The 21,778-nt window shown below is 61.5% G+C and carries 24 protein-coding genes; 21 read left to right on the plus strand and 3 right to left on the minus strand.

The features are described 5' to 3' along the window. Positions 1-42 precede the first annotated feature (42 nt). The 10 genes from FHR70_RS19380 to FHR70_RS19420 all read left to right on the plus strand — a co-directional run bounded on the left by FHR70_RS19380 (position 43) and on the right by FHR70_RS19420 (position 9,518). Complete coding sequence (locus tag FHR70_RS19380; RefSeq protein ID WP_343058850.1) at positions 43-783, plus strand: ABC transporter ATP-binding protein; 741 nt, start codon at positions 43-45, stop codon at positions 781-783. Continuing rightward, positions 780-1,643 (plus strand): ABC transporter permease, encoded by an 864-nt coding sequence (locus FHR70_RS19385; RefSeq protein WP_183453249.1) that lies wholly within the window; start codon positions 780-782, stop codon positions 1,641-1,643. Before FHR70_RS19380 ends, FHR70_RS19385 begins: the two co-directional genes overlap by 4 nt. 84 nt (positions 1,644-1,727) lie before the next feature. After that, on the plus strand, positions 1,728-2,432 hold the full coding sequence (locus FHR70_RS19390; RefSeq protein ID WP_183453251.1) for a GntR family transcriptional regulator: 705 nt from the start codon (positions 1,728-1,730) through the stop codon (positions 2,430-2,432). 89 nt (positions 2,433-2,521) lie between these two features. Continuing rightward, on the plus strand, positions 2,522-3,376 hold the full coding sequence (locus tag FHR70_RS19395; protein ID WP_183453253.1) for an ureidoglycolate lyase: 855 nt from the start codon (positions 2,522-2,524) through the stop codon (positions 3,374-3,376). Between the two features lie 96 nt (positions 3,377-3,472). Then, positions 3,473-4,375, plus strand: a complete 903-nt coding sequence (locus FHR70_RS19400) for an NAD(P)-dependent oxidoreductase (RefSeq protein WP_183453256.1) — start codon at positions 3,473-3,475, stop codon at positions 4,373-4,375. A gap of 445 nt (positions 4,376-4,820) precedes the next feature. Beyond that, positions 4,821-5,411: a cupin domain-containing protein gene (locus tag FHR70_RS19405; protein ID WP_183453258.1), complete on the plus strand. Its 591-nt coding sequence runs from the start codon at positions 4,821-4,823 to the stop codon at positions 5,409-5,411. A 352-nt stretch (positions 5,412-5,763) separates the two neighbouring features. Continuing rightward, complete coding sequence (locus FHR70_RS19410) at positions 5,764-6,738, plus strand: Bug family tripartite tricarboxylate transporter substrate binding protein (protein ID WP_183453260.1); 975 nt, start codon at positions 5,764-5,766, stop codon at positions 6,736-6,738. Between the two features lie 118 nt (positions 6,739-6,856). Continuing rightward, complete coding sequence (locus FHR70_RS19415; protein WP_183453262.1) at positions 6,857-7,885, plus strand: amidohydrolase family protein; 1,029 nt, start codon at positions 6,857-6,859, stop codon at positions 7,883-7,885. A gap of 2 nt (positions 7,886-7,887) precedes the next feature. Then, positions 7,888-8,406 (plus strand): FAD-dependent monooxygenase, encoded by a 519-nt coding sequence (locus FHR70_RS24405; RefSeq protein WP_281381388.1) that lies wholly within the window; start codon positions 7,888-7,890, stop codon positions 8,404-8,406. A 23-nt stretch (positions 8,407-8,429) separates the two neighbouring features. Then, entirely contained in the window at positions 8,430-9,518 is a 1,089-nt protein-coding gene (locus tag FHR70_RS19420; RefSeq protein ID WP_343058853.1) for an FAD-dependent monooxygenase, read from the plus strand. Here the strand turns inward: FHR70_RS19420 and FHR70_RS19425 are convergent. Then, the gene (locus FHR70_RS19425) at positions 9,499-9,918 is read right to left on the minus strand and encodes a c-type cytochrome (protein ID WP_183453264.1); all 420 of its coding nucleotides are present in this window, start codon (positions 9,916-9,918) and stop codon (positions 9,499-9,501) included. The genes FHR70_RS19420 and FHR70_RS19425 overlap by 20 nt on opposite strands. A gap of 408 nt (positions 9,919-10,326) precedes the next feature. On the opposite strand from FHR70_RS19425, the gene FHR70_RS19430 reads away from it, so the two are divergent. Genes FHR70_RS19430 through soxA form a run of 8 tightly spaced genes read left to right on the plus strand, consistent with a single transcriptional unit; the run spans position 10,327 to position 16,614 of the window. Further along, positions 10,327-10,785, plus strand: a complete 459-nt coding sequence (locus tag FHR70_RS19430) for a (2Fe-2S)-binding protein (protein WP_183453440.1) — start codon at positions 10,327-10,329, stop codon at positions 10,783-10,785. Between the two features lie 19 nt (positions 10,786-10,804). Beyond that, positions 10,805-12,979, plus strand: a complete 2,175-nt coding sequence (locus FHR70_RS19435) for a xanthine dehydrogenase family protein molybdopterin-binding subunit (RefSeq protein ID WP_183453266.1) — start codon at positions 10,805-10,807, stop codon at positions 12,977-12,979. A gap of 46 nt (positions 12,980-13,025) precedes the next feature. Continuing rightward, positions 13,026-13,304: a c-type cytochrome gene (locus FHR70_RS19440; RefSeq protein WP_246408308.1), complete on the plus strand. Its 279-nt coding sequence runs from the start codon at positions 13,026-13,028 to the stop codon at positions 13,302-13,304. 9 nt (positions 13,305-13,313) lie between these two features. Next, positions 13,314-14,582, plus strand: a complete 1,269-nt coding sequence (locus tag FHR70_RS19445; RefSeq protein WP_183453270.1) for an NAD(P)/FAD-dependent oxidoreductase — start codon at positions 13,314-13,316, stop codon at positions 14,580-14,582. Between the two features lie 13 nt (positions 14,583-14,595). Continuing rightward, positions 14,596-15,036 carry a sulfur oxidation c-type cytochrome SoxX gene (gene soxX / locus FHR70_RS19450; protein WP_183453272.1) on the plus strand — a complete coding sequence of 147 codons (441 nt, stop codon included), beginning with the start codon at positions 14,596-14,598 and terminating at the stop codon, positions 15,034-15,036. Next, positions 15,033-15,500 carry a SoxY-related AACIE arm protein gene (locus FHR70_RS19455; protein WP_183453274.1) on the plus strand — a complete coding sequence of 156 codons (468 nt, stop codon included), beginning with the start codon at positions 15,033-15,035 and terminating at the stop codon, positions 15,498-15,500. Before soxX ends, FHR70_RS19455 begins: the two co-directional genes overlap by 4 nt. Before the next feature lie 2 nt (positions 15,501-15,502). Then, positions 15,503-15,823 (plus strand): thiosulfate oxidation carrier complex protein SoxZ, encoded by a 321-nt coding sequence (gene soxZ / locus FHR70_RS19460; RefSeq protein WP_183453276.1) that lies wholly within the window; start codon positions 15,503-15,505, stop codon positions 15,821-15,823. Further along, complete coding sequence (gene soxA, locus FHR70_RS19465) at positions 15,820-16,614, plus strand: sulfur oxidation c-type cytochrome SoxA (protein ID WP_183453278.1); 795 nt, start codon at positions 15,820-15,822, stop codon at positions 16,612-16,614. The genes soxZ and soxA overlap by 4 nt, the downstream gene beginning before the upstream one ends. Positions 16,615-16,632: 18 nt before the next feature. Here the strand turns inward: soxA and FHR70_RS19470 are convergent, their stop codons facing one another. After that, positions 16,633-17,145 (minus strand): TY-Chap domain-containing protein, encoded by a 513-nt coding sequence (locus tag FHR70_RS19470; protein ID WP_183453280.1) that lies wholly within the window; start codon positions 17,143-17,145, stop codon positions 16,633-16,635. A 384-nt stretch (positions 17,146-17,529) separates the two neighbouring features. Further along, positions 17,530-17,667 carry a hypothetical protein gene (locus FHR70_RS19475; RefSeq protein ID WP_183453282.1) on the minus strand — a complete coding sequence of 46 codons (138 nt, stop codon included), beginning with the start codon at positions 17,665-17,667 and terminating at the stop codon, positions 17,530-17,532. Between the two features lie 278 nt (positions 17,668-17,945). On the opposite strand from FHR70_RS19475, the gene FHR70_RS19480 reads away from it, so the two are divergent. The 3 genes from FHR70_RS19480 to FHR70_RS19490 all read left to right on the plus strand — a co-directional run bounded on the left by FHR70_RS19480 (position 17,946) and on the right by FHR70_RS19490 (position 21,707). Then, on the plus strand, positions 17,946-18,158 hold the full coding sequence (locus FHR70_RS19480) for a hypothetical protein (protein WP_183453284.1): 213 nt from the start codon (positions 17,946-17,948) through the stop codon (positions 18,156-18,158). Between the two features lie 434 nt (positions 18,159-18,592). Next, positions 18,593-18,787 carry a type II toxin-antitoxin system ParD family antitoxin gene (locus FHR70_RS19485; RefSeq protein WP_183453286.1) on the plus strand — a complete coding sequence of 65 codons (195 nt, stop codon included), beginning with the start codon at positions 18,593-18,595 and terminating at the stop codon, positions 18,785-18,787. A gap of 1 nt (position 18,788) precedes the next feature. Then, positions 18,789-21,707 carry a PAS domain-containing protein gene (locus tag FHR70_RS19490; RefSeq protein ID WP_183453288.1) on the plus strand — a complete coding sequence of 973 codons (2,919 nt, stop codon included), beginning with the start codon at positions 18,789-18,791 and terminating at the stop codon, positions 21,705-21,707. The last annotated feature ends 71 nt before the right edge of the window (positions 21,708-21,778 follow it).

Genomic DNA, 21,778 nt, shown 5'->3' on the forward strand with positions numbered 1-21,778 from the left:
CCGGTCGGCCTTATGGGCCGACCGGTGTACGAACTGCGAGGCGTGAGCAAGACCTTCGCCAAACGCAATGTGCGGGCCCTTGACAAGGTGGATCTGGCGCTGAGGGAGGGCACCTTCTCATCGATCATCGGTCCGAGCGGGTGCGGGAAGTCCACTCTCCTCAAGATCATGGCCGGCCTGCAGCCGCCGTCGTCGGGCAGCGTCGTTCTCGAAGGCAAACCGGTGATGGGTCCGCGACGGGACATCGGCATGATGTTCCAGCAGGCAACCCTTTTTCCGTGGCGGACGACGCTCGAGAACATCGTGCTCCCGATCGAGATCCGCGACGGCAAGGCTGCAGCCCGTGCCAAGCATGATCAAGCGCGTCAGCTCCTCGATCTGGTCGGCTTGCAGGGCTTCGAGAATGTCTATCCAAGCGAGCTTTCCGGTGGCATGGCGCAGCGCGCGGCAATCTGCCGGATGCTGATCACGGAGCCTGCCGTCCTTCTGCTCGACGAGCCGTTCAGTGCCCTCGACGAATTAAGCCGTGACTTCATGAACATGGAGTTGCAGAGGATCTGCCTCGAGCGCAATGCCACGACCTTCCTCGTGACCCATTCGATTCCCGAGGCTGTGATCCTCTCCGATGTGGTGTACGTGATGTCGCCCCGGCCAGGACGCTTCATCGAGGCTATCACGGTCGACCTGCCCAGGCCGAGAACCCTGGACATGATGACAGACCCCCGTTTTGGCGGGCTTGTTCACCGCATCCGCAGTCACCTCGACAAGGGAGCGTTCCAATGACGCAGGCACAAGTTCTGGCTTCGGCCATTCCCGAACAGACCGTTTGGGCGGAGCGCGTGTCCTGGATCGATCGGGTTCCGCGCTGGCTGTCGATGCTGGCTCTGCTGATCGGTTTCCTGATCGTCTGGCAGATCGTCTACCTGATTGAGCTTGTCTCGCCGATCATCCTGCCATCTCCCCTCGAAACGATCGAGGACCTGTTTGTCGTGGGCAGAAATCTGCTGACGGGCGATTACATGCTCATGGCTCTCTGGATCACGACGCAAGAGGTTCTCCTAGGCTTCGTGATTGCGGTTGTGCTCGGCTTCGGACTGGGCGTTCTTGTGGGTGAGACCGCCTTCGGAGAGAAGGCTGTCATGCCCTACCTCGTGGCTATCAACACCATGCCGAAGGTGGCATTCGCACCTCTCTTCGTGTCATGGCTGGGCTTTGGCATCGCATCCAAGGTGGCGCTTGCAGCCTTCATCGCCTTCTTTCCGGTCATCGTCGGGACGGCGGCAGGCCTGCATGCTGCCGACCAGAACGCCCGCATGCTGTTCAAGACGATGGGAGCAAGTCGCTGGCAGACCCTTGTGCAGCTGAAGCTCCCCATCGGAATGCCTCATTTCTTCTCAGGCCTGAAGAACGCTGCGGTGCTCGTCGTCGTCGGTGCGGTCGTCGGTGAGTTCCTGGGCGGCGGCAAAGGTTTTGGCGAACTGATCCGCGTTGCGGCCGCGCAGCTCAACACGCCGCGCGTGTTCTCGCTGATCATCTACTTGAGCTTGCTTGGGCTGGCGACCTTCTGGATCGTGGCTTGGGCCCAGCGCCGGTTCGTTTTCTGGCACAAGGAGAGCGTCACAGAGGAGACTCTTGCGCAATAAGGGACAACACAATGCCCTGGCTGTTGACCTTCGTCCGCGGCTAGGACATTCGGCTCCCAGCCAATAGCTTGCGCGGGTTGCGTCATGAACAAGATTGAAAAGATAACTGCGGCAACCTCGGTATATGAGAGGCTTCGCCAGGACATTCTGAACGGCGAATTGCGGCCAGGGCAAAAGCTTCTGATCGACTTCGTTTCCGACCGGTATGGCGCCGGCCTTAACCCGGTCCGGGAGGCCCTCAACCGCCTCTCTTCGGAAGGCTTGGTCGAGCGAAAGGATCAACGTGGCTTCTTCGTGCCTCCAGTGAGTATTGAGGGCTGGCGCGAGCTGGTGAAAACCCGCTGCTGGCTCGAAGGCAAGGCGCTCGAAGAATCCATCAGGAATGGTGATCAAGCCTGGGAGGAGCGGATTGTCGTATGCTTCCATCACCTCTCCCGCACACCATGGAAGCTGTCCGAGGAGGATACCAGCACCAACCCGGCTTGGGAGGAGCGGCATCGGGCTTTTCATCTTGCCCTCATCGCCGCCTGCGGCTCTTCAATCCTGATCGGGATCTGCAAGGACCTGATGGATCAGGCGCAGAGATACCGTTTCATCTCCGTGGCTTCCTCAAAACGCTACCGGAACACTCTTGAGGAGCACCGGGGGCTCATGGAGGCCGTGCTCGATCGCAAGACTGACTTGGCCGTCGAGCGGCTCGTCGAGCACTACCAGACAACGCTCAGGCACATCGAGGATCAGATCCAACCACCGCCGAAGGTTCGGTTCGATCCGTCCATGCCCAGCTAATAGGATTGGGACGCGGCTAAACAGACCGCGTCTTGAGCCACAACTGACCACGTTCACCTTCAAAAGTTCAACAGAGCAAGGAAGCCCCCATGAAGCTGCTGCGCTACGGCCCACCCGGCCAGGAAAAACCCGGCATTCTCGACCGCGATGGCAATATCCGCGACCTCTCCAGTATCGTTCCTGATATTGCCGGAGATATTCTGTCGTCCGGCGGCCTCGCGCGGCTGCGCAGCATCGATCCTGCCACGCTCCCGCGCGTCGATGGCGATCCGCGCATCGGCCCCTGCGTCGGGCAGGTCGGCAAGTTCATCTGCATCGGCCTCAACTATTCCGACCATGCAGCCGAGTCCGGCATGGCCGTCCCGCCCGAACCCATCATCTTCATGAAGGCGACCAGCGCGATCTGCGGGCCGAACGACGGCATCGAGATGCCGCGTGGTTCCGAGAAGACTGATTGGGAGGTCGAACTCGGCATCGTGATCGGCAACACCGCCAAGTACGTGGACGAGGCACAGGCACTTGAGCATGTCGCAGGCTACTGCGTCGTCAACGACGTCTCGGAACGCTCCTTCCAGATCGAACGCTCAGGACAATGGACCAAGGGCAAGAGCGCGGACACCTTCGGCCCGATCGGCCCCTGGCTCGTCACACGAGACGAAATCCCCAACCCGCAGAACCTGGGCATGTGGCTCGAGGTGGATGGCAACCGCTACCAGAACGGCAGCACGGAGACGATGGTCTACGGGGCTGCGTTCCTGGTGAGCTACCTGAGCCAGTTCATGAGCCTCCAAGCTGGAGATGTGATCGCGACCGGGACGCCGCCGGGCGTCGGCATGGGCATGAAGCCGCCAGTCTACCTGCGTTCCGGCAATTGCGTTCGACTGGGCATCGAAGGCCTTGGCGAGCAGGAGCAGCTGGTCAGGAGCTGGAACGGCCAAGTCTAGCTTTTCCCCCGCGGCAGGATCGAGAGACGGCATCGCGTTGTCATGTTGCCTCTCCGGCATGGGTTTATCACCGAGGGCGAAGATCAGGAGACGTTGATGAGGATTGGTGTCATAGGACTTGGACGCATGGGCGCTGCTCTTGCGTTCCGACTTCAGAGTTGCGGCCACGAACTCGTGATCTGGAACCGCACGCCTGAAAAAGCTGAGAGCCTTGTTGAGGCTGGCGCGGCTCTTGGGGAATCTCCGGCTGCGGTTGTCGAACAGGCCGAGGCGATCATCACGTGCCTTTTGGACGAAAACGCCTTGGATGAGGTATTCAATGGCGATCGAGGCATTCTGTCCGCTGACCTGACCGCGAAGCTCTTCATCGAGATGAGCACGGTTCAGCCCAGAACCCAGCGAGCCTTAGACGAACGGGTCAAAGCAAAGGGTGCGGACTATGTGGAATGCCCGGTGAGCGGATCAACGGGTCCGGCTCGTGAAGGGCGGTTGATCGGCCTCGTCGGTGGGACCCCCGAGGATGTCGCCCGCGCACGCCCGATCATCGAACAGTTATGCCGTCGCTTCGAGCATGCTGGCCCGGTTGGCGCAGGGGCGAGCCTGAAGCTTGCCGTGAACCTTCCCCTGGTCGTCTATTACCAAGCCCTCGGGGAAGCCTATTCTCTCTGCCGTCATCTTGGCATCGAACCCGAGCGGATTGTCGACCTCTTCTCGGACACGTCCGGCGGCGCCAACATTCTTAAAGCGCGTGGAGCCATGATCGCAAAGGGCATGCGTGGGGACGGGCCGCAGCCGGTGACTTTCGACATCGATTCCTTCCGGAAGGATCTTCGAACCATGCTTGCGGAGGGCGCCGAGCTGGGCCTCTCACTTCCTGTCGCCGAGCGTACTCTCTCGGTTTACGACGAGGCGAGCCAGCAGGGGTGGGGCTCTCGGGATGGGACCAGTCTAGCCGGATACTGGCCCACCCGTGCATCAGACAGAGCTGCGGAGGAATGAGGCAGCACCTGAGTGACATACGCTCCTGCGCGACAATCGGCTGAGCGCCACGCTCATTGGCTAAACGCCCGCTCGTGGCACCACGCGGAAGTAAGGCGAATGTCTCCTCAAGCGAGGAACACCGGACGTTCCTGTGAAGACACGGATCATCGCCCCCTGACCCGAAGCTGACTCTAGCTCTTTCAATTACAGGGAACGCGGTCAGCGTATCGAGGCCCCGCAAGGCAGTCATTCGAGTGGTGAAATTGTGGCCGACCCACCAAGTTCCTGATGAGAACTGGAGCCTGGGGCCAGCTCCGGTTTCTGCTGGATCTTCGGATTAGGAAGGCGCACTCTAGGTCTGTGCCGTCGAGCGACCCGGCGGTTGTGTATACATTGGGTAGATGGGTTCCGGATGGAGCCACACGCTCGCACCACGGCTCGTCCGGCACAGGAGGGTTGTGAGATGAAACGCAAGCTCTTCGCAGCATTGATCCCGGGATTGTTGATCCTGTCCGCGCCGGCATGGGCGCAGCAGGGCTTCTTCGTGAAGCCCTTGGTCGAGCAGAAGGTGACGGAGTTGCCTCCCGGCGACCTGTTCTGGCATCTCGCCACCTTCGCGACCAAGGACCAGGCGCAGGCGGCGGCCGGTCCCCTCGGGCTGGTGGCCGAGTACGACGGCAAGGTCTGGCTGTTCAGGCTTGGTCGGGCAGGTGAGGGCACGGCGGGCGGCACAAGGGTTGCGGAGATTGGGCCGATTCCCAGGATCACGGCACAGGAGTATCTGCTGCGGGTCAACGAGGCCGGCGGGCCGAAGGGCAGTGCCACGGCTGCGCACACGCACCCGGGCTCGGAGGCGTTCTACGTACTCAAAGGAGAGCTGTCCCAGAAAACGCCACACGGGGTGGCTCGCCTCACGGCAGGCCAGAGCATGGTGGGCCATGGGACGGACACGCCGATGGTGGTGTCGAACAGCGGCTCCGATGACCTGCGTGAGTTCGCGCTGTTTGTGGTGGATGCCAGCAAGCCGTTCTCGTCGCCAGCACAGCTACAATGATCTGGGTCTTAGATTGGACCGAATGTGGTACGTTGTAGGAAACGGGTATCTTAGGCCATGGATCAAGCCCAAGTACCGGGCCAGGGGCCTCTGCCGATTGACACGATCTGAAAAATAGCAGCTCGCCCTTATGAAGGCGCCTGCTCTTCAGGATACATTCTACAGCCTGGCGCGTCTGGTCGGTAATCTCGACCAGACAGGAGGGTGGCTTAACCAGAGCAGGCTGTGATTCCATTAACCGGCTCCCTTGCCCACAAGCCCGAGAACTCCATTCTTCTTAGCAAGAGGAGACCGGGACAAAGCGGTCAATGCGCGCCAACGCAGCCTCGCAAGAACTATTCGGAGGAAACATATGGTGGGATTGTCGCGCCGGAGCCTGCTCGCCGCCTTGGCGATGTCGGCTGCCGCCCCTGGCCTGACCCACGCTCAGGGCCTGTCTGATCGGAATATCTTCATCATCGTCCCCTTCACTCCGGGCAGCGGGCCCGATGTGCTGGCGCGCATCGTTGGCGAGGAACTGCGCAAACGCTGGAACCAACCCGTCATCATCGACAACAAGCCCGGGGCCAGCGGCAATATTGGTGCGGCCGCTGCGGCTCGCATGGAGCCCGACGGTCATACCATCCTGCTCAGCGTCAACACGTTCCTGATGAATGCCGCGCTCTCCAAGAGCCTGCCCTACGATCCCGTGAAGAGCTTCGCACCGATCGTTGAACTCGCCACGGGCTCGCTCGTTCTGGCCGTGCATCCCTCTATCCCGGTGAAGAGCACAAAGGAGCTGATCGACTATGCCAAGGCCAATCCCGGCCAAGTCACCTACGCATCGCCCGGTCGCGGAACGCCGCAGCATCTTGCGATGGAGCTGTTCAAGCTTACAGCCGGCGTGGATCTCCGGCACGTCCCCTACACAGGTTCCGCCGGCGCCGTGAAGGATCTGGTGGGCGGGCATGTGGGGGCGATGTTCGTCCCGGTGCACACCGTACTGCCAATGGCGGCCGAAAACCAAGTTCGCCTGTTGGCGCTTGGCAGCGAGAAGCGATCCACCCTCGCGCCGAACGTGCCGACCCTGACGGAAGAGGGGGTCAGCGGGTTCGAGGTTGACCTCTGGTATGCCTTGAGCGCGCCAGCCGGCACGCCGAAGGACATCATCGACCGCTACAACAAGGTCATGAACGAGATTCTGGCCTCGCCCGATGTGCGCGACCAGTTCGCCAAGCAGGGGCTCGTGCCGGTCGGCGGCTCGCCGCAGCAACTGGCGGCTCTCATTGAGAAGGATCTGCCCCGCTGGGCGAAGGTGGTCAAGGACGCGGGCATCGCTCAGGAATAGGCGCCCGAACCGCTTCCGCGTGCAAGGCGATCGAGCGAACCCTGAATGCGAGTGGTGTCCTGGCCCACGGCCAGGACGTCATGCCCCCTTCTACCAGAAATTCTACAAGGAGATTTCGATGAAGCGGATCGATGCGTTCACGCACTTCTTTCCGAAAGGCTACTACGATCTGATGGGAGAAGTGGCGGGCCACATGGGAGACATGGTGCGCCGTGCCCGCGCCATCCCGGCGATCCATGATCTCGATGAGCGCTTCCGCGTGATGGATAAGTTCCCCGACTACGCACAGGTCCTGTCGCTGCCGGCTCCTCCGCTGGAGATCATCTCGGGCGGCAACCCGGATACGGCGCTCGAACTTGCCAAACGCTGCAATGACGGGCTTGCGGAACTGTGCGCCAAATACCCTGAGCGCTTTCCTGCCTTCGTGGCCCAGACGCCTCTAGCGACGCCGGACGCCGGCGTTGCGGAAACCCAGCGCGCCATCCGCGATCTCGGCGCGATCGGCACTCAGATCTACAGCAATGTGGCCGGCAAGCCGCTCGACCGGCCGGAATTCGAGGCCTTCTTCGCGGCCATGAACGAATTATGCAAGCCCATATGGCTGCATCCGTCCCGGGGCGCCAATCATCCGGATTATCTCGATGAGACGAAGTCGCTCTATGAGATCTGGTGGACTTTCGGTTGGCCCTACGAGACCAGCGTCGCCATGGCGCGGCTCGTCTTCTCGCAGACCCTCGACAAATATCCGAACCTCAAGATCATCGCGCATCACCTCGGCGCCATGGTCCCCTATTTCGAAGGGCGCGTCGGACCAGGGTGGGATCAGCTCGGCAAGCGCACTTCCGACGAGGACTACTTCTCCCTTCTGAAGAGCCTGAAGAAGCGCCCGCTGGACTACTTCAAGCAGGACTTCTACGCTGACACGGCCGTGTTCGGCTCAAGGGCCGCAACCCTATGCGGCCTCGAATTCTACGGCGTCGACAATGTCGTGTTTGCCTCCGACTGCCCCTTCGATCCCGAGCAGGGACCCGGCTACATCCGCGAGACGCTCCAGATCCTGGAGGGCCTGAATCTGTCCCAGGAGGATAAGGAAAAGATCTACTTCAGGAACCTGGAACAGCTCACCGGACATCGCTTCTCAAGCTGACCATGAGCGACGCAGAACAGGACGACGCGCAGGTCGTCATCGTCGGAGGCGGCCCTGTCGGCATGGGGCTGGCGGTCGAGCTCGGGCAACGCAGCATCCGCTGTGTTGTCGTCGAGCGCTACACGTCTCCGCAACCTATCCCCAAAGGGCAGAATCTCACCCAGAGGACGATGGAGCATTTCCATTTCTGGGGTGCGGAGCAGGCGCTGCGCGCAGCGCGAACCATTCCACGCGAGTATGGCATCGGTGGATTGACGGCGTATGGGACCCTGCTGGGGGACTATACCTACGATTGGCTTCAGCGGGAGCTCGTCAGGCCGTTCTATTTCACGGACAATGAACGGCTGCCGCAATATGCGACGGAGGCCGTGCTCCGGCAGCGCGCCGCCGAGATCCCGTACGTGAGCACATTCTACGGGTGGAGCGCCGAGGCGATAAACCAGGACGATGATCGCGCGCATGTGGTCATCGCGAAGCATAAGCAGATGAGCGCCGGGTCCTGCGGGCCCGGTACGTCATAGGCTGCGACGGCAGCCGGTCCTTGGTGAGGGAGCAGAGCGGCATCACCCAGACCCGCTCGGACCACGACCGCCTCATGGTCCTTCTGGTGTTCCGCTCGAAAGGCCTGCATCAGCTCCTGGAGTGGTATCCCGGCAAGTCATACTACAATGTCCTCGATCCGGAACTGAAGGGATACTGGAAGTTCTTCGGTCGTGTGGATCTCGGAACGACGTGGTTCTTCCATGCGCCGGTCCCCCTCGGGACGACCAAGGACAATTTCGACTTCAGGCAGTATCTTCATGCTGCGGTCGGGGCGGAGTTTGATGTCGAGTTCGAGCACATCGGGTTCTGGGATCTGCGGGTCGCTACAGCAGACGCTTACCGGAAGGGTCGCGTGTTCATTGCCGGCGATGCGGCACACAGCCATCCACCCTATGGCGGCTACGGCATCAACACTGGTCTTGAGGACGCAGTGAACCTTGGATGGAAGCTTGCCGCCACATTGCAGGGCTGGGCTGGAGTCAGGCTCCTGGACACTTACGATGAAGAACGAAGGCCGGTCTTTCAGTCGACGGCGCGGGATTTCATCGAGCGGGCCATTGCGGCCGACAGACAGTTCCTGGACGCGTTCCATCCCGATCACGACCGGAGCACGTTCGAACGTGAATGGCAGGCCCGGAGCTCCGGCGCAAAGGCCGAGATCAATGCCTTCGAGCCAAACTACCGCGGCTCCTCGATCGTGTGGGGTGATTCCGGAGGCGGCTGTAGTGCTCTCGGTTCACACAGTTTCGAGGCAAGGGCGGGGCATCACCTTGCGCCTTTGCTTCTCTCGTCAGGTCGCAACATCTTCGAGGATCTGGGGCAAGGCTTTTGCCTGCTGGCCTTGGACGCCGCTGATAGTTTTCTGGGACGTTTCGAAGCAGCCGCCAAACAAAGAGGCGTACCTCTTAAGATCATCAGCGATACCTGCCAGGACGGTCGCGGGCAGTATCATGCAAGGCTGATCCTCATTCGCCCAGATCAGTTCGTCGCGTGGGCTTCCAGCGACAGCGGCACCGATGCAGCTGAGGTCCTGGAGCGAGCTATTGGTGCAGAACAACGGCAGGAACCGTCTATCGGCCAGCAACCGTGATCCCGCCTATGGCGGATGCGGTCTTCTGGCCGGAGGCATCGAACTGCTTGAGATAGGCGATCAAGTCCCTGATGCGCTGCTCGTCCTTGAGGCCTGCATAGACCATCTTGGTTCCCGGCACCTTCGCCTTGGGATCCTTGATGTATTCGGAAAAGGTCGCTTCGTCCCAAGTGAGGCCCGAGTTCTTGTTAGCGGGGGAATAGTTGTAGCCTTCCACCGTTCCAGCCTTCCGGCCGAAGAGGCCACTAAGCACCGGACCAACCGTGTTCCTGGCCGTAGGACCGACCTGATGACAGGCCCGGCATTGCGCAAACACTTTCTCGCCGGCCGCCACGTCCTGGGCCTGAACCATCGTGGGGCTGAATGCCAATGTTATCAATGCGAGAAGAGAAATGCGCATCGGAGAGCCTATGAGTGGTCACGGTTGCCAAAGCACAACCGGAGAATGGCGTAGCGGTTCCATGAACATAGCCTTACTATTCTACTGAGAACAAAGGGACTGGAGAGGGCGCTTAGACTCAAACGACCAAAACCTTTTTGCTGTTGCTGAGATTGATGCATCGCACAATTGTTGTGTGCGATGCATCAGCATGCTCGATCCTGTTGTAGATTTTTCATCTGAGCTGTTCAGGAATTCTTATCTCATCGGTAATCTGACGAAATTGATCACGGTCAGAGGTGAGATACAGGATGATTGAATATCTGTTCCATTCAGTCACGAATGATTGACTGGAAATCTGACCGTTCTAGGATTCATAGTTTAGTTGCGCGTGAAGATGCACCCATAAACAAAATCGGGAGGAACGAGATGGTCAGCCTGACGATCAATGGAACTGTTCATCAAGTCGATGCTGAACCAGACACGCCTCTCTTGTGGGTCATACGCGAGCAGATCGGACTCACTGGGACGAAGTATGGCTGTGGCGTTGCCCAATGCGGCGCCTGCACCGTTCATGTGGATGGCGTTGCCACGCGTTCCTGCAGTCTCCCGATATCGGCGGTTACGTCTGAGCAGAAGATCGTGACGATCGAGGGTTTGTCTCCGGACGCGTCGCATCCGTTGCAGAAGGCATGGCTCGAACTCGATGTTCCGCAATGCGGCTATTGTCAGACAGGTCAGATCATGGCCGCTGCGGCACTCCTTCAGGCCAATCCCAGCCCTTCCGACGGGGACATCGTGGCCGAGATGACGAATATCTGTCGATGCGGAACCTATAACCGCATCAAGGCGGCCATCAAGCTCGCTGCCTCAGAAAACCGCGGCTGACCGGGATCAGGAGAAACCTATGACTGCTGCACTCGATGTATCTCGCCGCTCATTTCTCGTTGGTTCCGCTGCTGCAGCTGGAGGACTGGCGCTGGGCTTCAATATTCCCTTCACCAGGGAAGCGCTTGCGCAAAGTGCCCCCGAGATCAATGCGTGGGTGATGGTGAGGCCGGATGAAACGGTGGTGGTCCGGATTGGTCGCGTCGAGATGGGGCAGGGTACTTTGACAGGCCTTGCCCAGCTCGTGGCTGAGGAGCTTGAATGCGATTGGGCGAAGGTCACGACCGAGTATCCGACGCCGGGTCAGAACGTTGCCCGCAGCCGCGTCTGGGGCAATTTCCAGACGGCCGGAAGCCGGGGCGTACGCGATTCGCATGATTACATGCGAAAGGGAGGTGCCGCCGCCCGGCAGATGCTGATCCAGGCTGCCGCCAATGAGTGGGGAGTTCCGGCCGGCGAGTGCACCGTCGCAAAAGGCGTGATCACTCATTCTCCATCAGGCCGCACGACAAGCTATGGAAAGGTCGCCGAGGCAGCCTCGAAGCTTGAGGCTCCGAAGGACGTTCAGCTCAAGGACCCGAAGGATTGGACGATTGCCGGGAAACCCGTCAAGCGGCTCGACACGGCCGAGAAGCTGAACGGCTCCCAGATCTACAGCATCGACGTGAAGCGTCCGGGAATGCTCAACGCTGCCATCAAGGCCTGCCCCGTGTTCGGCGGGAAGCTCAAGAGCTTCGATGCCGCACAGGCCCAAGGTATGCCCGGCGTCAAGAAAGTCGTCGCCGTTGGCGACAATGCGGTCGCAGTCGTTGCCGACACATGGTGGCGGGCCAAGACGGCGCTCGATGCTTTACCCATCGAGTGGGATGAGGGGCCGAATGCCGCTCTCTCCAGTGAGGGCATCGATAGGATGCTCAAGGAAGGGCTGACAGCGGAGCAGGCCTTTGTCGGCAACCAAGCCGGCGACGTCAAGGCAGCCATCGCGGGTGCAGCCAAGAAGGTGGAAGCCGAGTACGGCTTCCCGTACCAGCACCACGCCACCATGGAGCCGATGAACGCCACGGCTCTGTGGACCAATGAGAAATGCGAGGTCTGGACGGCCACTCAGAATGCCGAGGCTGCTCTCGCCACGGCAGTTGCGGCCTCAGGTCTGCCGATCGAGAAATGCGATGTCTATCGCCAGAACCTCGGCGGAGGCTTTGGCCGGCGCGCCACAAGCCACGACTATGTCCGTCAGGCGGTCCTCATCGCCAAGGAGATGCCGGGCACGCCCGTGAAGCTGATCTGGTCCCGTGAGGAGGATATGCTGCACGGGCACTATCACCCCATCACACAGGCCAAGATGGTCGGCGCTCTCGATGCGGATGGGAACCTGACTGGGCTGCACATGCGCATCTCGGGTCAGTCCATCCTGGCGGGTGTCAATCCTCAGGGCCTCCAGAACGGACGGGATCCCGCCACGTTCCAGGGTCTGAACCCGAGCGGGACCGAGGGTGTGCTCGGCTATACGATCCCCAATCTGCTGATCGACCATGCCATGCGCAACCCACCCATCCCTCCGGGTTTCTGGCGCGGCGTAAACAACAATCAGAACGCCCTCTATCTTGAGTGCTTCATGGACGAACTGGCGCAGGCTGCCGGCAAGGATCCGCTCGAGTTCCGGCGCAAGCTGCTCGTCAACCATCCCAAGCACCTCGCCGTGCTCAATGCGGTGGCCGAGAAGGCAGGCTGGGGCACGCCGGCGCCGCAAGGGGTCTACCGCGGACTCGCCCAGCATATGGGCTATGGCAGCTACGTTGCGGCCTGTGCAGAGGTCTCGGTCGGAGACAATGGCGTGCTGAAGATCCATCGCATCGTGGCGGCGACGGATTGCGGCCATGCAGTCAACCCCCAGCAGATCGCAGCTCAGATCGAAGGCTCCTTTGCCTATGGCCTCACTGCCTTGCTCTATGGCGAGATCACCCTCAAGGACGGCAAGGTGGAGCAGGAGAATTTCGATTCCTACCAGATGATGCGCATGGACGAGATGCCTGCAGTGGAATCCATCGTGATGCCGTCGGGAGACTTCTGGGGCGGAGTCGGCGAGCCGACGATCTTCGTGGCGGCACCGGCGGTGCTGAATGCCATCTTCGCCGCAACTGGAAAGCGGATTCGCTCCGGTCCTTTGACGAAAGCCGACCTACGCAAGGCTTGAGGTCCTGAGCATGGCGCGTCTGGCATCTGTTCTCACGATGGGAGGCATGATGTCCGTAGCTGTCGTCGTGATGGTCAAGACGATGCCGGCGGCAGCTCAAGGCGTGGCACCTCCCGGCGCCACATCCTGCTCAGGCTGTCATGGTCCAGGCGTCTCCGATGCGGCCGTTCCTCCACTTCACGGCCGTCCCTCAGAGGAGATCGTTGCCGCGATGCAGGAATACCGAAATGGCCGGCGTCCGGCAACGGTCATGGATCGCGTTGCCAAAGGCTTCACGGACGAGGAAACCCGCGCCATCGCATCCTGGCTCAGTCAGCAACCTTGAGAGGTGGGCATGTCTCTAGCCTTTACCCGAAGGGCGCTTCTGAAAACGGCAGCGGCGGGAGCTGCCGCTGCTGCATTATCCCGCCGGACGGCTGCCCAGGCCTCGGGCAGGGTGGTCGTTGTCGGAGGCGGCTTTGGAGGGGCCACGTGCGCTCGGGAACTGAAGCGGAAGGGACTGGCCGTAACCCTCGTCGAGGCGAACGCCGTCTACACCGCCTGCCCCTTCAGCAACGCGGTACTCGCCGGCCTTCGACCCATCGAGACGCAACAGTTCAACCTCGATGCCGTCGAGAAGGAAGGGATAGCCATCATCCGACAAAGGGCAGTCCGCGCCGATCCGCAAGCCCGGCGGGTCGTTCTCGAGGATGGCTCGTCACAGGATTACGACCGCCTCGTCCTCTCTCCGGGAATTGACATCAGGTTCGATGCCTTGCCCGGCTACGACGAGGCGGCAGCCGGGACCATGCCGCATGCATGGAAGGCCGGAGAGCAGACGATCCTCCTGCGCCGCCAGCTGGAGGCCATGGATGATGGCGGTACATTCGTCATGGTAGCGCCTGCCAATCCATTCCGCTGCCCACCGGGGCCATACGAGCGGGCAAGCCTGATCGCGCATTACTTCAAGACCCATAAGCCGCGTTCCAAGCTCCTCATCCTGGATGCGAAGGACAGCTTCTCCAAACAGCGTCTGTTCCAGGCTGCGTGGCAGGAACTCTATCCCGGCATGATCGAGTGGGTGTCCCTGTCGTCCGGCGGTAAGGTCATCGAAGTCGACGCGAAGACCAGGACGCTGGTCACCGATTTCGGACGGCATACCGGCGACGTCGTCAACGTCATCCCGCCGCAGCGTGCCGGCCAGATTGCGCAAGCGGGCGGTGCTGCGGATCGGACCGGATGGTGCCCCATTGATCCTGTGACCTTCGAATCCCGCCTTCAGCCGAATGTTCACGTGATCGGCGATGCTTCGATTGCGGGCGGCATGCCAAAATCGGCTTTCTCTGCCAATGCTCAGGGTAAGGTCTGTGCGGCTGCCGTCGCGAGCCTCCTCCGAGGTGAGGCTCCAGCTGAGCCCAAACTGATCAACACCTGCTACAGCCTCGTGGCGCCCGACTACGGGATTTCCGTCGCCGGCGTGTACAATCCGCGCAACGGGGTTCTGACCGATGTGGAGGGGGCCGGCGGCACGAGCCCTGTGAGTGCACCGCCTTCCTTCAGGGCCCAGGAAGCCGTCTATGCCGAAGCTTGGTTCCAGACCATTGCCCGTGAAGTCTACGGCTGAGGAACTCCCTGTTATGGCGGCGGCTCTGACCCTTCTCGCCATCATCCCCGGCCAGGTGTGGGCGCAGGCCCTGCGCCCTTATGAAATCGTGGGTGACGCCATCCCGCAGTCGCTGACCGGGGCCAGAGGTGATCCAACCCGCGGTCGCGCCATCGTCGTGGATCGTCAGAAGGGCCTATGCCTGCTGTGCCATACCGGTCCCTTTCCGGAGCAGCGCTTTCAAGGAAACCTCGCTCCCGACCTGGCAGGGGTTGGAACCCGCTGGTCGGATGGCCAACTGAGACTCAAGATCGTCGACAGCAGGCGGCTGAACCCTGCGACGATCATGCCGCCATATTACACCTTGGATGGTCTCGCTCGGGTCGGACGGAACTGGCAGGATAAGCCCGTGTTGAGCGCAGAGCAGGTCGAGGACGTGGTCGCGTTCCTTACAACGCTAACGGAGACACCATGAGCCGGAACTCAGGATCCGCTGGAACGTCAAGACGTGAGATTCTCGCGGCAGGCGCGGGCGCTCTGGCGCTGATCCTTGCACGCCCCGCTCGGGCGACGCCTGAGAGCATGGCTGCCGCCATCAAGGCCTTCGTCGGCGAGGCGGAGGTCCGCGAGGGGAGGGTAACCCTTGAGATTCCCCCACTCGTGGAAAACGGCAATTCCGTACCCCTGACCGTAAAGGTCGACAGCCCGATGACCGCTCAGGATTACGTGAAGAGGATCGCCGTCTTCAACGAACGCAATCCTCAGCCGAACGTGGCCCTTTTCTACTTGAACCCACGCGCCGGACAGGCTCTCGTCTCCACCCGGATCCGCCTGGGAGACTCCCAAAACATCGTCGCAATCGCTCAGCTGAGCGACGGCACATTCTGGTCCGACAAGGCCGAGCTCATCGTAACCCTACCGGCCTGCGTGGAGAGTTGACCATGGCACGCGCGCTCATCAATGTTCCCGCCAAGGCCAAGCGGGGCGAGATCATCGAAATCAAGGCCCTCATCTCGCATCCGATGGAGACGGGGTATCGAACCGGGCCCGACGGTGCGCTCGTGCCGCGCGACATCATCAATCGCTTCATCTGCACGTATAACGGCGTAGAGATCTTCAGCGCGGACCTGTTCCCGGCCATCGCCGCCAACCCGTTCTTCTCCTTCACCACCACCGCAACGGAAAGCGGACGCATCGCGTTCCGCTGGATCGACGACCGGGGACAGGCGCACCTGGAAACAGCCGAGATCGCGGTCGAATGAGGAGGGCGCTGACGGGCGTTGTGCTGGCCGCCGGGTTCGGAGGCGCACTAGGCCTTTGCATCTCGCTTGCCCTTGCTCAGTCGCCGCCGTCCGAGCACAAGTCCGGATTCGAGTTCATAAGCCCGGAATCGCAGGCGACCCAGCAGGATGACTTCTCGAACCCAGGCATGCTGTGGGTCGCCGAAGGCGAGGCGCTCTGGAGCGCGCAGGCTGGTGCGTCCGGGCGCTCCTGCGCCGGGTGCCATGGGGATGCGGCCGTGAGCATGAAGGGCGTTGCCGCGCGCTATCCTGTCTATTTCGCTGAGAGCGGACAGCCGATTGATCTCCAGAGCCGCATCAATGTCTGTCGGAAGGTTAACCAGAAAGCGGCTCCTTTTCCGCTTGAAAGCCGGGAACTCCTCGCGCTCTCGGCTTTCATCGGAAAGCAGTCACGCGGCATGCCGATTACGACGGGTGAAGACAAGCGTCTTGAGCCGTTTCGCGCGCGGGGGCAGGAGCTCTATGAACAGAGGCAGGGCCAGCTGAACTTCTCCTGCGCTAATTGTCATGATGACAACTGGGGAAAAAGGCTTGCCAGCAGCGTAATCCCTCAATCCCATCCAACAGGCTATCCGCTTTATCGCTTGGAATGGCAGAGCATGGGCTCCCTTCAAAGGCGGCTGCGAAACTGCATGGTGGGGGTACGGGCGGAACCGTACCCCTACGGCTCGCAGGAATATGTCGAACTCGAACTGTTCCTGATGACGCGTGCCAAGGGTATGCCTCTCGAGACGCCAGCCGTCAGGCCCTGACGGGTCTCGGGACTCAGGTCAGCCGCTCGTCGGCTTATCCGCCAGTTTGGGACCGATGGTCAGGGAGATGGCCTCCCCCTGCTTGAGCCCGTAGGCGGCAAGTGCCCGGCTCAACTCCTGTGCTGCGTCACCGGCCCTGACCTGATCGCCAGGGATTTTCTTGTTCCAATTGTCGGACTCGTTCTCCGGCGGCATCCAGCCGAAGCGCTTGAGCGCTTCGGGGGTATCTTCCTTCATGAGCGGGTAATTAAACTTACTGACGGCCTCTGCGAGCAGCCCATCCTCCGTTCGAATAATGCTGACGAAATACTTCTCCTTCTCACTGTATACCTTTGCCGTCATATCCGGCTGCGAGGCCACGAAAGTCACCAGATCAGTCAGGCATTTTTCGCTGAAGCGTCTCAGTTGCTGAGTCATCGTTCCTGAGCACGAGGTCTCGTCGCTCTGCTGAGCAATCGCTCCCCCCGAACCAGCAGCCGAGGCGAGCAGCATGAAGGTTGCGACCCGACGAGTCTTCTGCCAGCCAATCATTGGGCTCCTCCGATGCAGGCTATACCAACCAACAAAGCCCAGGATCTTCGGTTCCCCAAGATTGATCTCAGTCGGTAACCGACACTGGGCGGACCTTACCCTGACTCGTATCGCGCCTCCGTGCCTTCGTCGCTAAGGACGGTACTATGATGAGAATAGCGGTACTCTGCTGTTATGATTGAGCACATCAATTGCCGCCGAAACTCGAGCGAAGTGAATGGCCGGTCTTGGCACTGGGCGGTCCTTACCCTGATTTCAGCAATGGCAAAGAGGAGCGGACATTCAGGCGCTCTCGCGCTTCAACTTAAATTGACCCGGAGCTGACTCTAGCTGTCCCAACCAAGTTCGCATCCGCCACGGCTCGGTAACGCCCGTTAACAGAAATTACGCCTTCGGCTTCGGCGTCTCGATCGGGGCAACCTGTCGGACCTTCTGCTCCTCGATCTCAGCCAGCACCTCCAAGTGCCGAGCTGTTTCAAGCAGGTGCGTCTTTGTATCGATCAGCGAGATCAAGCGAGCCATCGCGCGGGCCTCCTCCGCCCGCCGACGGTAATCGGCAGCTTGGTGGAACTGAGGAACACGCACCGTCAGCCCCTTTGCTAGCAATAGGCCTTATCAACAATCCGCGGCCGCTTTTGTTACTGCTCCCTAAAGGGGATTACGCAAAATTCGCGTCCTTGTTTGGACTTCTGAGCCGAACGGGCGCATAGTGGCGCCATCACCCGCCGGTCCCGACCCGTAGGCGCTGGTGGCCGAGAGACACGACTGTGCTCCCGCCTGCAAGGCAGAGGAGCGCCATCATGGCCGATACTCCCAAACTACGCACGTATGCCGATCACGAAGCACGGCTGATCCAAGCCTCGCTGGAGGCGGTGGAGCGGTCACGCGCACTGCTCGAGCAAACCAAGCCTTTGGTGAGGCTGATCGAGGGTGGCTGCGTGATTGGAGCGCGGGTTCCTAACCTAGGTGATGGCGATCCGGCAGAGGATGTGCAACAGCAGCCCGATGGATGATCCCGCTTTCACCGCCTGCTTTGAGGCTTGCTCCGCCACGAGCCGCAGGGCCAGTATACTCCTTTCCGACCATCAAGACTGCATGCGTTGCAGCCGGGAGCGGTTGGCCTTGTCACGACAACTCCTCGCAATGGGAGTTTGGCCCGACAACGGCGGGCCGCCGCACAATCCGTTTGATTTCAGTGGATTGAAGGCCAGAGAGTAGGTCACGACCGCGCCCACCGGGTTCCATACACGGCCTCCACGCTCGGAATGTCTCAAAATGGCACGACACGGATCATCGCCCCCTGACCCATTCCGGACCATTGCCCGAGCGACGCGAAGTCATTTGCGTCAGCCCTAGCCCGGATCGCCTGTGCTGACCGACGCCGCACCTCCACTTGATTGGCAAGCCTTGACAACTAGATGCCCTCTCTCGCTGGATCCTCCCGCTCATGCCCACCGACCAGACCCGCAACGTCTCCCTGACGGCAGAGTTGAACGCGTTCATCCGCGACCAGGTCGCCTCCGGCCAGTACCAGAACGCCAGCGAGGTGGTCCGGGCCAGCCTGCGCCTGCTCCAGCAGCACGAGCAACGTCACAAGCGCCGGCAGACGCCTTCCACGGCGGGTCAGACCCATGGACGGTAATATGAAGCCCATAACCGGCTCCGGCTCCCAGGCCGGCGGTGAGATGGGGGCGCTGATCCGGGCGCACGACTGGTCGGCCTCACCGCTCGGGCCATCCACGACATGGCCGCAGTCCCTCAGGACGGCTGTGAGCCTGATGCTCCAAGCCCGCCAGCCGGCCTACATTGCCTGGGGCCCCGAGCAGATCTCGCTCTACAACGACGGCTACATTCCGATCCTCGGCACCAAGCACCCGGCCAGCCTGGGGCAGCCCGCGGCACTCCTGTGGGCCGAGATCTGGGACACCCTCGGCCCGATCAATGCGGCCGTGCTCGCCGGAGAGGCGCAGTGGTTCGAGGACATGCCGTTCGCGCTCGCCGGACGTGAAAGGGACCTGAGTTGGTTCAGCTTCTCCTACACACCGCTGCTGGATGACAAGGATCGGATTGTCGGCATCTTCTGTATAGCGCAGGAGACCACCGACAAGGTGCTGGCCGAGCGCCGCGCCGGGGCCGAACGCGAGCGCTTGGTCCTGATGTTCGAGCAGGCGCCAAGCTTCGTGGCACTGCTGGAAGGGCCCGAGCATCGGTTCGGGTTCGTCAACCCTGCCTATAGCCAGTTGGTCGGGCACCGCGAGGTCCTGGGCAAGACCATAGCCGATGTGCTTCCGGACGCGGTCGCGCAGGGTTATCTCGATCTGCTCGACAAGGTCTACCGCAGCGGCAAGGCATTCAGCGCGATGGCGGCGAAGTACGTGGCCCAGGTGGCGCCGGGCGAGCCTGTCGACGAACGCTATGTCGACTTTGTTTACCAGCCGATGATCGATGCGGCCGGTGCCGTCACGGGCATCTTCGTCGAAGGCTACGATGTCACGGATCGAGTACGGGCCGAGATCCACCGTCGGGCACTCGTCGAGCTCGGGGACCGGATCCGCGGCATCAGCGATCCCGATGACCTGTCCTTCGCCGCGGCGGAGATCCTGGGCAAAACCTTGGAAGTCAGTCGGGCCGGTTACGGTACGGTCGACAAGGCCGCGGAGACGATCACCATTGCGCGCGACTGGAACGCGCCTGGGATCACGAGCATCGCCGGCGTGCTGCACTTTCGTGACTACGGCACCTACATCGAGAACCTGAAGCGCGGCGAAACCGCCGTGATCGCCGATGCCGACGAGGACCCACGGACCACGGCGACCGCGGACATGCTGAAAGCCATCAGCGCCCATGCCTTTGTCAACATGCCGGTGACGGAGCGGGGCAATTTCGTGGCCTTGCTGTTTCTCAACCACGCGACCGCCCGCGAATGGCGGGACGATGAGCTTGCCCTCATCCGTGAGGTGGCTGAGCGCACGCGAACCGCCGTCGCGCGGCTTGAGGCCGAGCGGGAGCTGCACGCCCTCGCGTCATCCCTGGAGCGGCAGGTCGAGGAGCGCACGGCTGAGCGCGACCGGGTGTGGCGCAACTCGCGTGATCTTCTCGTCATCGTCGGCGCCGACGGTATCTTCCGGGCGGTTAACCCCGCTTGGACAGCCATCCTCGGACACATGCCGGAGGAGGTGGAAGGTCATAGCTTCCTGGACTTCATCTGGCCCGACGATGCCGCTCTGACCCAGGACGGACTCGACGAGGCGGCTTCCGCCCATGATCTCACCAACTTCCAGAACCGGTACCGGCACAAGGACGGCAACCCGCGCTGGATCTCGTGGCACACCTCCGTTGAGGGCGATCTCGTTTATGCCTACGGCCGCGACATCACTGCCGAGAAAGAGGCCGCTGCCAGCTTGGCGCAGGCCCAGGAGGCGCTGCGCCAGTCGCAGAAGCTGGAGGCGGTGGGGCAGCTCACTGGTGGCGTGGCGCATGACTTCAACAACCTGCTCACCATCATCAAGTCGTCGACCGACCTGCTGCGCCGACCGGATCTTCCGGAGGAGCGGCGCCGACGCTACGTCAACGCCATCTCTGACACGGTTGAGCGCGCTGCGAGGCTGACGGGACAGCTCTTGGCCTTTGCCCGCAGGCAGGCGCTGAAGCCTGAGGTGTTCGATGCCGGCGAGCGCATCCGCGCCATCACCGAGATGCTCGGCACGGTGGTGGGTTCGCGCATCCGGATTGTGCATGAGATCACCCGCGAGCGCTGTTTGGTCGAGGCCGACGTGAGCCAGTTCGAGACCGCTCTGGTCAACATGGTGGTGAACGCCCGAGATGCCATGGATGGCGAGGGCACGCTCACGGTGCGGGTGGAAGAGGTCTCCCACATGCCGGCGATCCGCGGGCACCAGGGCGGAGCAGGCCCGTTCGTGGCGATCTCGCTCAGCGATACCGGAGACGGGATCGCGCCCGACAAGCTCGTTCAAATCTTTGAGCCATTCTTCACCACGAAAGAGGTTGGCAAGGGAACGGGGCTGGGTCTGTCCCAGGTCTACGGCTTTGCCAAGCAGTCGGGCGGTGATGTCGCGGTGGAGAGCGAGGTCGGCCGCGGCACCACCTTCACGATCTATCTGCCACGGGCGGAGAAGGTCTCGCATGAAGACGCGTCAGACGAGGGGAGATCTCTGGCTGCCGTCAAGGACGGGCGGGGCCGCCGGGTGTTGGTGGTGGAGGACAACATCGAGGTCGGGCGGTTCTCGACACAACTGCTTCAGGATCTCGGCTATGAGACCACGTGGGCGGCCAACGCCGCCGAGGCGCTGTCGTGCCTGGAGGCCGGACAAGCGTTCGATGTGGTGTTCTCCGACGTGGTGATGCCGGGCATCAACGGCATCGAGCTTGGGCAGCAGATCCGGCTGCGTTACCCGGACCTGCCAGTGATCCTGACCTCGGGCTACAGCCATGTGCTGGCGGAGAAGGGCCGTCACGGCTTCGAGCTTTTGCAGAAGCCGTATGCCGCCGAGGAGTTGTCCCGCATGCTGCGTCGTGTGTCCCGGCATCGGAGCGCCCGTTAGGTCCTGTACTTGGCAGGGCGAAATCGAGTGGTCGGGGCAGGTGTGATGGGCCAAATGGCGGATTATGGAAA

It is taken from the genome of Microvirga lupini (assembly GCF_014191055.1).
Classification (GTDB): Bacteria; Pseudomonadota; Alphaproteobacteria; order Rhizobiales; family Beijerinckiaceae; genus Microvirga; species Microvirga lupini_A.